Here is a 12771-nt window from a genome sequence, read left to right on the forward strand (position 1 = left end):
GGTGTAGAGCCGGCGGATCCACACGCCGAACGCGGTGTCATCGGCAGCCCCGTCCGTGCCACCGGATATTGGGGGGCTGCCGGGTCCCGGGGAACCGTCGGCTATGCCGCCGGGGTTCGTGCCGGGGGCGGGCCCGACCCCGATGCCATGTCCTGTCTCCGTGTCCGTGCTCTGGGCCGCGCCGCCGCCGGGTTCCGGGGAACTGCCTGCCGAGCCATCGGGTTTAGGGGATCCGGCGGATTCTGTGGCCGCTGTGCCGTTGATCAGTGTGCGGGCCCAGCCGGCCGGGACGGTGCCGTAGCCCGGGAGCCGGGCCGGTTCGGCGTCGGCCTGGAAGAGCGTGCGGTCGGTCATGACGAGCTGGATTTCGACCCCGGTGATCCCGCCGGGGGTGCCGGTGCTGCGTTCGACGAGGGTGTCGGCCATCAGCTGCCCCCGGCCCCGCGGGTCCCCGCTGTTCCTGAGGGCGTCGGCGTGCCGGGTCAGGGCGGTGTAGACGGCGACGCCGGCGGTGACCGGGAGCAGGGCGGTGAGATGGCACATGGTGTCCGGGGCGGGCCGGAGGCTGACGTGCCGCTCGGTGGCGGCGTGCGCGGCGCGTTCGGTGACGGTGCGCGCATCCAGCCGGTACGCGGCGGCACGGGCGGCGGCCACCAGCCGCCGGTCACCCACGCCGGCGAGGGTGCCCGTGTCCGCGGCGAGGTCCGCGTCGACTACAGCCCGGTCCGCGGCGGTCAGGCAGGCGGTTTCGCGCACGAGGAGGGTGGCGCGCCATTCGTTGAGCTGTCCGGTCTGCAGGGCGGCGAGGGTGTGCGGCATCTCGGTGACCAGGGCTTTGGCCAGGCCCAGGAGCCGGCCGCCCTTGGCGGGGGATTCGCGCCGGGCGAGGGCGATCTGCGCGCCAATCCCGGCACCGAGCTGCTCCGCGGGCACGCCTTGGCTGGCCTGGGCGCGGCGCTGGAGCAGGTCGAAGGCCACGGCGAGGCGTGCCTGCTCCGCGGACGCGGCGCACTTCTCATCTTCCAGTTCCCGGATCCGGTCAATGATGCCGGCACAGTCCGTGGCCGGGCGGATCGCGGACATGATGCGGACCAGGTCCTCGACGGCCGCCGGCGCGGTGTCCGGCCCTGAGGCCGCATCGCGCCCGGCGCGGCCGAAGCCGGCGTCGTCGTGTCCTGCCGGAACCACTTCGGGCCCCTTATTGCCGTCCATAGTTCCAGTCTCCCCGCGACCTACGACAATTTAGATTGGTTCACTCCTGGTCGGACCACAAAGGCGGAGATAGCTGATCAAAGCCCGCCTCCGCCTCCGGAAAGACCAGGGCCCAGTGAGCCAACATGAGGCGACGCTGCCGCTAGCGAGCCAGCGCAGCGCCGCGGCGTCGTCGTCGTGAAGTGGCCGGCCCGCTAATGGGCCCCTTGAAGGAGCCTTGCCTCAAATCCGACTTCGGAGGAGGATGATCGGCACACTGGAGGAGGCCGCCATGACCCAGCTTGGCAAGTTCGAGAAGTACCTGATTGAAGAATTCTTCGACGATTACCGCTCCGGCGCCATGAGCCAGCGCACCTTCACGCGCCGGGTGGCGTTCATGATGGGCAGCATGGCCGCGGCCTCGGCAGCGATGCTCCTGGTTGGCTGCACGCCCGAAGAGGTTCCCCGCAGCACGGACCCCATGCCGACACCGACATCGTCCTCGCCGGGGCCCGGTTCCGCATCCGCGGGCGCCGTGCCGGGGGCCAAGAGCCCGCTCTCCGTCCCGGAGGGGGCGCCCGGACTCACGACGTCGACCGTGCAGTTCGCTGCGGGCGGCACAGACATCAGTGGCTATCTCGCCCGGCCCGAAAACGGCACCGCCGGGCCGGCCGTGCTGATCTGCCACGAGAACCGCGGGCTGACACCCCATATCCAGGACGTGGCACGCCGCTTCGCCAAAGCCGGGTACGCGGCACTGGCCCTGGACCTGCTGAGCCGGGAAGGCGGTACCGCGGGTATGGACCCCGACGCCGTCCCGGGAGCCCTGACCCAGGCCGGGGCCCAGCGTCACGTTTCCGACTTCACGGCCGGCTTTGACTACCTGAACGCCCAGGACTTCGTTGACAAGGGGCGGATCGCCATGAACGGATTCTGCTTTGGCGGCGGCATCACCTGGCAGGCGGCGACGGCGATCCCGGACCTGTTGGCGACCTCAGCGTTTTATGGACCAGCACCTGATCTTGACAAACTCACGGCCATCAAGGCCGCCGTCTTCGGTGTCTACGCCGAAATGGACCAGCGGATCACCGGCGCTATGCCGGCCTTCCAGGATGCGCTGGGCAAAACAGACGTCCGGCACGAGCTCAAGGTCTATCCCGGCGTGGACCACGCCTTCCACAATGACACGGGGCCGCGCTACAACCAGGAGCAGGCGACGGCGGCGTGGAACGACACGCTCGCCTGGTTCGGCAAATATGTGTGAGGCCGTGGCCGGGACATGTCCGGACCGGAGGGAGGCGCGATGTTCGCAATGCGCACGGCTGCGGCCCTGACCGCGGCAGGCGTCTTGGCCCTCACCGGGTGTGGCGCCGCGCCCGGCCTGGACCGGGCAGGCCCCATGGACCGGGCAGCCGCCCTGTCCGGCGTGACCCAAGCCGCCGTCTCCGACGGAACCCAAGCCGCCGTCGTCCGTGGCTGGGGACCAGTGGTGGCAGGGGATGAGTTCAGTTACGCCGGACCGCCTGACCGCGCGAAATGGAAGGTCTATAACGGCCCGGGGCACGCGGGCAAGGGGATCCGAAGTCCGAATGCGTTTGCTGTGGCCGGCGGCGTCGTGACCGTCAGCGGCGACGCGGCGGGCACCACGGGCGGCATGTCCGCCAGGTTTGCCCATCAGCAGTACGGCCGCTGGGAAGCCCGGATGAAAACGAGTGCGCGGGATATGCAATATCACCCGGTCATACTCCTGTGGCCGAACCATAACAAATCGCCCACCTGTGCCGAGATTGACTATGCGGAAGGCACTTGGGATACCACCCTGATTGGGTTCAACCTGCACCACGCCTGCAGCGGACCAGACTTCCAGAGCCGGGCCTCGCGGGCTATCGACACGACCCAGTGGCACAACTATGCAGTGGAGTGGACCCCGGCCGGGATCACCGGATACCTCGATGGGTCACTATGGTTTGCGGACATGAACCCGGCGCATCAGCCTACGGTAGGGATGCACCAAACAGTGCAGCTCGACTGGTTTCCCAACGGGACTCCAACCAAACCCAGCCAGATGCAGGTCGACTGGATCCGGGTCTACAACTAAGCGTTGCGCTTACTCGCCCGCGGCAAACTCGGGCTGGACCGGGCCGCCAGCTTCCGGCATCCCCTCATAGGGCACGCCTAAAGCTTTCAACGCCATCAGGTGTTCCATCAGGGCACGTTCAGGGTCTCCGGGATGCGCAGCAATCTGCTGGCGGAGCAACTCCCGGGCGCGGTCGTGTTCCGGGGCGGTGTCGGCGAGGACGGCGTCAATGATCCTGACCGCCTGATGTCGGATTCCAGCGGCAGATGCGGCATATTCCGCACCGGACACCAGGTCATAGGGATCCTGTACTTCGGGGCGTCCTGGAGTGGACGAGGGCTCCACCGACATGGCTATTCCTTTGATCATCGTTCCGGCTGAGCCCGGAACCGGCCTGCCGCCTTCCCCCCAACCCGGGTAAGTTACCCGGATCGAAGACGGCCCACCGTGACACACCATATAACGGCGCCGGGCCGCCAAGCTTAACGGGAGCGAAGTTTTCGCCAAGGTGATGCGCAAGTTACGGTGTCGCAGCCTTCAGAATGTGTACGGCTGCCAGCGCCACGGCATGATTCCGCGGCAGGGCTTGTGTTGGTCACCTGCCCGAAAAGACATGGAAATACTCGCCGGGTAGCCTCGCACCAAGGATCCCGTTCGAAAGGTAGTACGCCATGCGTGTTGGACTGATCCGGGTGATGACGACGTCGGACCGACGCCTGCTCCACGCCCACGGGAAACTCCTGCAGGAGGCTTTCGGGTTTTCCGTGACCTCCCGCTGTATTCCGGACCAGCCGTCCGGCGTCTACGACCAGGTGTCGCTCGAGTCTGCGGCACCCAAGGTAGTCCAGCTGGCCCGGGAAATGGCAGGGGACGCCGACGCGCTGATTATCAGCTGCGCGTCCGACCCCGGGCTGGCCGCCACCCGGGCGGCCGTGGACATCCCGGTCATCGGGGCGGGCTCCGCAGCCGCAGCTGCTGCTCTGACCTTTGGCGGACGGATTGGAGTCCTGGGACTCGGTGCCCATGTACCGGGCCCGATCGCGGACGCACTGGGCGAACGCATGCTGCTCATTGATGGCGAGGGGCGCGTCGAAACGCCCGACGCGTTCCTCATGCCTGCCGGTATCTTCGACGCCCTCGCAGCGGCCCACATGCTGGTTGATGCCGGCGCCGACGTGATCGTCCAGGCCAGCACCGGCCTGAGCAGCATCGGCATGGCGGACGTGCTCCGCCGCCGGCTCGGGGTCCCGGTCATCGACGCCGTGACGGCGGCCGGCTCCATGCTCGTCTCAGCGGTGGTCGCCCGGGAACTTCAGCAGGTTTGAGTCCCACGGCCGGTGGCGGCGCGCCATGGGCCAGCGACAAGACAGCCCCGCAACCTGATTGGGCGCGGGGCTGTCGCGTGCTGAGCCGGTCCTACTTGTAGACGCGGACCCAGTCGACCTGCATCTGTGAAGGCTTGGTGGCCGATCCGTCAGGGAACCAGTCCAGCTGCAACGTCTGATGCATGCCCACGGAGGGCAGGTGCGCGGGGTTCGTGTCGGAGAAGGTCTTCACTCCGTCGATGTATCCCTTGATGCCGGCCGGAGTCCACTCCACGGCGTAGTTGTGCCACTGGGTGGTGTCGACCGTCTTGGCGGCCGTGGTCTGGAAGTTCGACCCGCCGCAGGCGTAGTGCAGGAAGAACTTGATCTGGCTGGTGTTGCTGCTGCCCTCGGCGTAGTCGATCTCGGCGCAGTTGGGGGAGGTGTTGTTGTTGGGCCACAGGATCAGCACGGGGTGGTACTTCGGGTCCCTGGCGCTGGTCCTCATGCGCGTCTCCCACTTGCCGTATTTCTGCTGCGCAAATTTGGCCGACATGCCGCCTGTGGTGCCGGCCGAGTTGCCGCTGACCGTGGCCACGCCGTTCGCGACCGACCACGCCTGCGGGCTCCGCACGCCCTTGCCGGCATGTCCGGTTCCCTTGAAGACGCTCCACTTAGTGGAGTCGGGGGCGCCGGCCTTGGAGAACTCGTCGCCGGCAACAACCGCACCCCAGCCCCGGGCGGTGGCGGCTTGCGAACCGTCGCCGGTCGCGGCGACTGCGGCCTGGGCCGCAACGGGCGCCGCGGCAGGCGCTGCAGCGGGCGCGGCCGGCGTCGACCCCGTAGCGGCTGCCGCTTGTGCGCCGCCCGCCGTTTCCGGAGCGATCGGTGTGGCGGCGGGAGCGGCGGCAGCCGGTGCCGCGTCGACTCCGGGATCCGCTATTGCAGCGGCGGGACCGCCGACGGGTTTGGGAGCAGACGGCGCCGCCGACTCAGGCGCTGCGGGCGCCGAGGACGTGGAAGCCGCGGCAGGACGCGAGGCCTTGGTGGCCGCCGACGACGTGAAGGCCGCGGCAGAACCCGAGGCCTGGGTGGTTGGGGATGGGGCCCCGGCGCCGGTGGTGGGGGCGACGCTGCACCCGGCCAGCGACAGTGCGCCCAAGCTCAGCGCAATCGCTAGTTTGTGGAGCTGTGGTGTCTTGAAGCCTGGTGTCTTCGGCTGTGCTTGACTGAACCGTGATTTGCTGAGCGGTGATTTCTTGAACGGCGTTTTCTGGAACAACGGACCCCTCCGGGCTTTGTGACTGGCACACACAACCGTCGCTGCCAAGGCGGCGGCGAGTGCGGGAAGCTTCATCCGGCCCTGCTGCAAGAGCATGGGCGAGCAGACGCCGAACGGCGCAACCGGGCCCTAAAAGGGGCGGTCCGGGGCCCTGCATTCGGGCCAGGCCTTCACGGCCAGTGGCCCACGTTACCGGACCGTTACCTTGACCCGCAAACCTCTCCGGACGTGTTCACGGCATTCCCCTGCGCCCACACGAAAGAATGGTCGGGTGAGTGATGCTGGCGAGTTCATCGACCTCTCGCTGCAGCGGGAAGGTTCCTGGCGCCGTGCGGACGAGCTGCAGTCGCGGCTGGAAATGGAGCCAGGAGGCAGAGGCCTCCGGTTCTACGGCACCTCCGTGGGTGCCGTGCGCGGGACGGTCCGGGATGCCGGCCGCCGCTATCCAGGGCTGTCCCACGATCAGGTCACCGCGCTGAGCTCCGAACTGTGGGGCTCCGAATTGTGGGGCTCGGAACTGGGGGCGGCACCGGTTTTCGAGCGCCGGCTGGCCGCAGTGGTCCTGCTGCAGGCCAATGTGAAGCTGCTGACCAACTCCGACCTCACCCGGCTGGAGGGCTTCATCCGGGAGGCGCAGGTGCGGGACCTCGTGGATCCGCTCGCCGTCGACGTCGTCGGGCCCTTGGTGGGCGGGCTCGACATGATGGCCAGGGTGCGGGCTGACAGCGTGCTGGACCGGTGGGTGCGCGAGCCCGATGCCTGGCTGCGCCGGGCCGCGCTGCTTTCGCCGCTGCTGGCGCTGCGCGCGGGCGCGGGGGACTGGGACAGATTTGTCCGGCACGCGAATGCGGTGCTCGGCGAGGCTCGCGGGACGTTCGACGCCGACGCCGACGGCGCTGCGGACCGGGACGCGGTTTCCCGGGTCCTGGCCGAGATGGCAAAGACGAGGCCGGAGCTGCAATTCACGTCCGTTGGAGAGTGACCATCCGACCGTTCCCCGCGGGCCCGGCCCGCGTTCAGAGCTGCGGACTTTCAGACTTTCGGATCTCCGGGACCGCCCGGATCGCCCTGTCCGACGGCGCTGCCGGCATCGCCGGATCTGCCGTCGGCATTTGCAGGCAGCGCGAAAGCCCTCGCCGCCCGTGACCCGGCGACGGCGCTCGCGGCTATGGTGACTAGAGCGCCGACCAGCAGGGCCGCTGCCTCGCCCGGGAGCAGGACCTGAAGCTGTGTGCCGATGCTCGCCGCCGCAACCGGCACGCCAAGTTGGGCCGCCGACAACACCCCGAGGGGCAGCGGGAGACCCAGGAACGCCAGGCCGGCGTGCGTCAGCAGGGTCCCTACTCCCAGGACCACGCCGAGGGCAATCATCTCCGGATGTCCGGCCAGGTCCTTGAGCGTCAGCGATGCACCCAGCCAGACGAAGAACACCGGACTAAGGAAACCGTCGCTGAGGGCGAACAGTTGCCGGGCCAGCCGCCGCGGTTCGCCGACGGCGGCCACCACCAGGCCGAAGGAAAAGCCTGCCAACATCACGGACACATTGCTCCATGTCGCGACTGCGGCCAGGGCGAAGAGAACGGCCAGCTGGCTCCTCAGCTCCAGGGCAAACTTGCGGCTTTCCGAGAGTTGGTGCACGCGAGCGCGGATTCCCCTGCGCTCCAGCCAGCGCAAGACGAAATAGAGCACCACCGCGCAGCCGGTCACCGTAAGCACGCCCAGCGCCGCGCGGCCTGCGTTGGGCGGATCCACGAGGAGCGGCAACGCCACAATGCAGGCTATGTCGGCGATGGCCACCTGCGCGGTCATGGCGACGACATCGGGTCCGCCGAGGCGCAGCGAATCGATGATCGGAAGGACCAGGGCGGCCGACGAGGACGCCAGCAGCACTGCGTAGAGGGGAGCATGTCCAGTCCCGAAGAGCAGACCGATCCCGGTTCCGACCGCCACCGCTGCCGCCGCGGCCGCAATAGCCCGGCGGGAGCCATTGCCGAGGGCGGAGCGGATCTGCGGATCCCTCACGGGAACATGGGTTCCGGCCACAAACATCATCAGCGCGAACCCGATGTTGGCCAGCAGGATAAACGTCGGGTCCGCAGGATCAACCAGGGCCAGGCCTGAGCGTCCGATCGCGATGCCGGCCAACAGTTCGCCCAGCATCACCGGCAACCGCCAGCGCGCCGGCAGCGCCAGCAGGGGTCCGGCCAGGGCGACGACGGCGATCAGCGCCAGGGACAGGAATGTCACGGCTCGCCGCTGCGGGCGGGCCCAGGGCCCGACCGCCGCTCCACCACGGCGTAGGCTTTCCCGTCCAGGAACGCCCAGTCATTGACAACCATGTACCCAAGTGCGTCCACCCGGTCATTCAGGACGTGCTCGTCGAAACCTCCGTCGCGCGGTTCCGCGTCCCAGGTGGTCACGTGGACGTCCCGGCCGTCCAGGATCAGCAGCTCGGTGTTGACGTCGAAATCCTCCTGTGGCTGATTGCTCAACTGGCAGATGGCGACACAGTGGCTGTTCATTTCGGGCCTCCGCTTCGGCGTGTGCTGATGGCATCATCCTACGTTCGGATGCGGCGCCGCCCCATGGGCAATTGCCGGACCGTTCTGTGGCCGCCGTTACCTGAATGTGACTTTTGCATGCGGATCGCGTTACGGTGGATGAGTGCCTGTTGTCTCCGATACGGGCGCTCCCCAGCCGATTGCCTAACTCTGCCGCGGCCCGGGGGTAACTCGCATCAACGACCGGCAGAGACGGGGAAACCACTTTTGGCCTGCTGATTTCGCAGGCCTTGGGGTGAAGCCGCACAGTGCCCGCAACGACGGGCCCGGGAGTGCGGCCGGGTGCCTCCCATCCGAATCCGACAGCTCACCTCGCAGGCATTGGGAGAGGCTACATTCATGTCTTCAATCAGTACTTTTGTGCGCCATACGGCCGTCCTCGCCGCCGCATCCGGCCTGGTCCTCACCAGCGGAATGGCAGCCAACGCAGCCGCAGCACCTGCTCAGCGGGACTCCGCTCCGGCGTCCAACGTGGACGTCACGGGACTGGTCAGCGCCCCCGTGAACGCCGACTCAAGCGTCAAGATCAGCTTTGACCGCCCCGCGGTAGCTACCGTCGCAGCGCCGGTCATCGAACAGCCCGTTGCCGCGGCGCCGGCTCCCGCCGCTGCGCCTGCAGCAGCACCGAAGGCAACCGTGCAGGTGCAGGCCGCTCCGGCGGCCGCGCCGGCCGCGGCGCCCGCTGCCGGCGGACGCAACGCCATCATGCTCTCGGCCGCTTACAGCCAGGTGGGCATCACCCAGGACTGCACCGCCATGGTCGAAAAGGCCCTTGGCGCGGCAGGCAAGCCGGTTGGCAACATTGGTCCCCGGGCGTTCCTTGGCCTCGGAACCGTTGTGGGCACCCCGCAGCCCGGCGACATGGTGGTCCAGTCCGGCCACGTTGCCATCTACGCCGGCAACGGCCAGGTGGTCAGTGGCGGCATGAACGGAAAGAACCAGACGATGGTCCACCCGCTGTCATGGCTCACGGCGACCGGCGGCGTCACCTTCGTCCGCGCCTAAGCCGCGCTGCCTCTTCCGGGCCGGAAAGTCCGGAAAGACCGGTGATCGATTCCCTTGGGGGCAATCGATCGCCGGTCTTTCCTGTACATATAGTTCTCAGGGATTCCCCCGCCCGGCCAGTGGAAGCGTCAACTTCATGACCGTCCCCTCGGCACCTGTCGCGGCCACCTCAACGGCGCCGCCCGCAGCGACGGCGATCTCCCTGACCAAGGCCAGACCGATGCCAAAGCTTCGCTGTCCGTGTGCACTGCCTGTGCTGGCGGTCCGTACGAAGCGGTCAAAGATCCGGGTCTGATCGACGCCGGTGATTCCGGTCCCCGTGTCCGCCACCGTGATCACGGCGCGGTTCTGCTCGATCGAGGTCGTGATGGACACCCGGCCGCCCGGGGGCGTGTGGGCGAGGGCGTTGTCCGCCAGGGCAAGCACGGCACGGCGCAGCGCATTATTCTCGATCCGGGCCAGCGGCCGGGCATCGGCTACGAAGTCCACGGCCACCTTGCGCTGCTCTGCCACCAGCTGGAGGCTCCCGGCGACGCTGGCGGCGGTGTCGGCAAGGTCGGCAGGCGGTGCGGAGCGGTCCGGGACTTCCGCTGTTGCCGCGAGGAGCAGTTCGTTGACAATCCCGGTCAGCGTTGCTGCGTCCTCCCGGATCCGGGCCAGGTCGTGGCCTTGCCTGGAGCCGGGCACGGTATTGCGCTGGGCAAGCTGGATCCTGGTGTCCAGGATGGTCAAGGGCGTGCGCAGTTCGTGGCTCGCGTCCTGGACGAAGCGCCGCTGCCTGGCCAAGGCATCACCGAGGGGACGGATGGCGCTGCGCGCGCTGAGCCACCCGACGATGCCGGCCAGCAAGATTCCCGCCACCCCGGCGATGACCATGGCTTCGAGGACATCTTTGGAGTCCAGGTACGCGTAGGCCGTCCCGGCCGCCGCCGAGCCCGGCACTTCTGGATGGGCGAGTTGATTCATGAGGTACAGCGCCGTGGCAGCGAGCAGCCCGAGAACCATTACCGCGCACGCGGCGCTGATCCGCAGCGCGACCTTGAGCGAGGCCTTGCGCAGAATGGAGTGGTCCGGATTTCCTGCGGTCCCGCCGTTACTCATGGGCATCGCCGATCTGGTAACCGAGGCCGTGCACCGTGCGGATGACGGCCTTGGAGATCTTCCGGCGCAGGTGATGAACATAGGTATCGATCACGCCGGGCTGGTCCGAGGCGTGGAAGTACGCCGCGAGGAGTTCGTCCCGGGTGAAGACACGGCCGGGTTCCGCGGCCAGGGCTGCGAGCAATTGGCCTTCTTTCGCGGTCAGCGACACCGTGTGCCCGTAGACGGACCGGACGGAACGCTGCGTCGGATCCAGTTCCCAGTCCCCGATCGCCACCGGCGCCGGGGCCGGGGAAGGGAAGGTGCGCGTCAGTGCGCGCAGGCGTGCCGCCAGTTCGCCGGCGTCGAACGGCTTGGTCACGTAATCGTTGGCTCCGGCGTCCAGACCCCTGATCTTTTCGTCGGCATCGCCCAGCGCGGTCAGGATCAGGATGGGCGTGGCAATGCCTTTCGACCGTAAAGCCGCGATGAGGGCGATACCGTCCATGACAGGCAGCCCGCGGTCGATCACCATGACGTCCCAGGCCCCGGTCAGTCCGTGGTGGAGGCCATCACGGCCGTTGGTGACCAACTGGACCCGGTAATCCGGGTCCAGGAGCTCGGCGATGAGCGGTCCCAGAACGGCGTCGTCCTCGACGAGCAGCAGGGAGGGGCGGTCAGCGGTAGTCATGTCAGCTATTCTTCCGCGGCCATTTCCTCAGTCCGCAGTCCGTCCTCGGTTCCCGCGGGCGTGTCGCCGGCCGGTGCGGCTGCGGTGCGGCTGTTGCGGCGGCGCTTGAGGAGCTGCACCGCCCAAGGCACCACGGAGATGAGGACCATGGCCACGGCAATGACGTCAATGTTCTTGGCGACGATGTCAAAGTGTCCCAACCAGGTGCCAAGCATCGTCACGGAAACGGCCCACGCCGCCGCCCCGGTGATATTCCAGAGAGTGAAGTACTTGTACTCATACCGCGCGATCCCGGCGGTAAGGGGAGCAAACGTCCTGACCATCGGGACGAAGCGGGCCAGCACGACGGCGGCCCCGCCGTGGCGGCGGAAGAAGTCCTCCGTAGTGGTCAGGTGCGCTGTCTTCAGGATCCGGGCATCGTCCTTGAACCATCGCCGGCCGAATTTCCGTCCCAGCATGTAGCCGACCTGGTCCCCGGCGACGGCAGCCGCGGTGACGACACCGATCAGCACCGGCAGCGACAGTTGCAGCTGTTGGTGCAGAAGGCCTGCGGTGAACAGCAGCGAGTCCCCGGGCAGGAAAGGAAAGAGCACGCCCGATTCAATGAAAACCATGAGCGCGATGACGCCCAAAGCGGTCGGACCCAGCCCGGCGAGCAGGCTTGCCGGGTCCAGCAGTGAGGGTGTACCTGCGGCAGCGGCGGCCTGAACGACCCTGTCTGTTGCCGGAAGTAAGGAAAAAACGTCCAAGGCGTGCATTCTCAATTCCTCTCAGGACCCAGTGACCGGGTGACGGACGGGGCACGAAGCCGGCCGGCCATCCGCGGCGCAACCACGTTCCACAACCCCGCAAGCATGACCACCGCTGCGCTCGCGGCCAGGAACGAAGCCGCGACATCCGTGGGGTAGTGGACGCCGATATACAGCCGCGACCAGGCAACGACGAGCGCCATTGCCGCCGCCCCAACGGCGGTGACCTTGGCCCAGCGGGTTCCGCGGGCCAGGAAGTACACGGCGAATCCGAGTGCCACCGCAAAGGACACGTGGCCGCTCGGGAAACTGTTGGAGCCGGTTTCCGGAGCCAGGGGATCGAACAGCAGGGCGGGGCTGGGCCGCTGCCGGGCCACGACGATCTTGAAGAATTCACTCGCCACCCACCCGGACGAAGCCACGAGGCCGAAGGCCACGGCCTTGACCAGTCCGCCCCGGAACAGCCAGATGTAGAGTGCTGCGGCGCCGATCAGAGCGAGACCCGCCACCGGTCCAAACACGACGTTGAGTGCCATCGCGACGGCGGTCAGGGCGGCGGCGTGATGCTGGCTGAGGTCCTGGTCGACACCAAGCTCGGCGGCGCTAAAGCCCGGCGTCAGCTGCGCCGCCAGGCCCAGTGCCACGACGGCGGCGGACAGCAGGACGCCCAGCAACACCCAGTGGCGGACCTGGGGGAGGACCCACAGCCGCAGCCCTGCGACAGGACGGACGGCAGCAGTGCGGCGCTGTGCTGCATCGTGTTCAACGCTTTTGACAGGGACGGGTCCAGTCATGGGATCCTCCGGCTCGGGACAACGGGCGCCCGAAAAG

At 67.9% G+C, this 12771-nt stretch carries 14 protein-coding genes and 1 riboswitch; of the genes, 5 read left to right on the plus strand and 9 right to left on the minus strand.

Translation table 11 applies throughout. The features are described from left to right. Window positions 1-1212: DUF222 domain-containing protein (locus MRBLAR12_RS11255; protein ID WP_414645500.1), on the minus strand; the 1212-nt coding region annotated here is incomplete at its 3' end. Between the two features lie 271 nt (window positions 1213-1483). Here MRBLAR12_RS11255 and MRBLAR12_RS11260 point away from each other — a divergent pair. Then, window positions 1484-2455, plus strand: a complete 972-nt coding sequence (locus MRBLAR12_RS11260; RefSeq protein WP_364746031.1) for a dienelactone hydrolase family protein — start codon at window positions 1484-1486, stop codon at window positions 2453-2455. A 135-nt stretch (window positions 2456-2590) separates the two neighbouring features. Beyond that, entirely contained in the window at window positions 2591-3289 is a 699-nt protein-coding gene (locus MRBLAR12_RS11265; RefSeq protein WP_364746034.1) for a glycoside hydrolase family 16 protein, read from the plus strand. 9 nt (window positions 3290-3298) lie between these two features. On the opposite strand, the gene MRBLAR12_RS11270 is transcribed toward MRBLAR12_RS11265, so the two are convergent. Further along, window positions 3299-3619, minus strand: coding sequence for a hypothetical protein (locus tag MRBLAR12_RS11270; RefSeq protein ID WP_229994943.1), 321 nt, complete (start codon window positions 3617-3619; stop codon window positions 3299-3301). A 320-nt stretch (window positions 3620-3939) separates the two neighbouring features. On the opposite strand from MRBLAR12_RS11270, the gene MRBLAR12_RS11275 reads away from it, so the two are divergent. After that, window positions 3940-4593, plus strand: a complete 654-nt coding sequence (locus MRBLAR12_RS11275) for an aspartate/glutamate racemase family protein (protein ID WP_364746037.1) — start codon at window positions 3940-3942, stop codon at window positions 4591-4593. Window positions 4594-4684: 91 nt separating this feature from the next. On the opposite strand, the gene MRBLAR12_RS11280 is transcribed toward MRBLAR12_RS11275, so the two are convergent. Next, window positions 4685-5734 carry a glycoside hydrolase family 16 protein gene (locus tag MRBLAR12_RS11280; RefSeq protein WP_364746040.1) on the minus strand — a complete coding sequence of 350 codons (1050 nt, stop codon included), beginning with the start codon at window positions 5732-5734 and terminating at the stop codon, window positions 4685-4687. A gap of 391 nt (window positions 5735-6125) precedes the next feature. Between MRBLAR12_RS11280 and MRBLAR12_RS11285 the strand changes: the two genes are divergently transcribed. Then, the gene (locus MRBLAR12_RS11285) at window positions 6126-6836 is read left to right on the plus strand and encodes a DNA alkylation repair protein (RefSeq protein WP_229994946.1); all 711 of its coding nucleotides are present in this window, start codon (window positions 6126-6128) and stop codon (window positions 6834-6836) included. 50 nt (window positions 6837-6886) lie between these two features. Here the strand turns inward: MRBLAR12_RS11285 and MRBLAR12_RS11290 are convergent, their stop codons facing one another. After that, entirely contained in the window at window positions 6887-8101 is a 1215-nt protein-coding gene (locus MRBLAR12_RS11290) for a cation:proton antiporter (protein ID WP_364746043.1), read from the minus strand. Beyond that, window positions 8098-8376 carry a hypothetical protein gene (locus tag MRBLAR12_RS11295; RefSeq protein ID WP_229994948.1) on the minus strand — a complete coding sequence of 93 codons (279 nt, stop codon included), beginning with the start codon at window positions 8374-8376 and terminating at the stop codon, window positions 8098-8100. The genes MRBLAR12_RS11290 and MRBLAR12_RS11295 overlap by 4 nt, the downstream gene beginning before the upstream one ends. Window positions 8377-8546: 170 nt before the next feature. Further along, a riboswitch (cyclic di-AMP (ydaO/yuaA leader) is annotated at window positions 8547-8750 on the plus strand. 4 nt (window positions 8751-8754) lie between these two features. Here MRBLAR12_RS11295 and MRBLAR12_RS11300 point away from each other — a divergent pair. Then, entirely contained in the window at window positions 8755-9420 is a 666-nt protein-coding gene (locus tag MRBLAR12_RS11300; RefSeq protein WP_229994949.1) for a hypothetical protein, read from the plus strand. Window positions 9421-9516: 96 nt separating this feature from the next. Here MRBLAR12_RS11300 and MRBLAR12_RS11305 read toward each other — a convergent pair whose 3' ends face one another. Genes MRBLAR12_RS11305 through MRBLAR12_RS11320 form a run of 4 tightly spaced genes read right to left on the minus strand, consistent with a single transcriptional unit; the run spans window position 9517 to window position 12734 of the window. Continuing rightward, window positions 9517-10527 (minus strand): sensor histidine kinase, encoded by a 1011-nt coding sequence (locus MRBLAR12_RS11305; RefSeq protein ID WP_364746048.1) that lies wholly within the window; start codon window positions 10525-10527, stop codon window positions 9517-9519. Beyond that, entirely contained in the window at window positions 10514-11191 is a 678-nt protein-coding gene (locus MRBLAR12_RS11310) for a response regulator transcription factor (RefSeq protein ID WP_229994951.1), read from the minus strand. The genes MRBLAR12_RS11305 and MRBLAR12_RS11310 overlap by 14 nt, the downstream gene beginning before the upstream one ends. 5 nt (window positions 11192-11196) lie before the next feature. After that, window positions 11197-11949, minus strand: a complete 753-nt coding sequence (locus tag MRBLAR12_RS11315) for a DedA family protein (protein WP_229994952.1) — start codon at window positions 11947-11949, stop codon at window positions 11197-11199. 2 nt (window positions 11950-11951) lie between these two features. Beyond that, complete coding sequence (locus MRBLAR12_RS11320) at window positions 11952-12734, minus strand: phosphatase PAP2 family protein (RefSeq protein WP_229994953.1); 783 nt, start codon at window positions 12732-12734, stop codon at window positions 11952-11954. Window positions 12735-12771: the final 37 nt, after the last annotated feature.

Source organism: Arthrobacter sp. LAR12-1-1.1 (genome assembly GCF_040676555.1).
Lineage (GTDB): Bacteria > Actinomycetota > Actinomycetes > Actinomycetales > Micrococcaceae > Arthrobacter.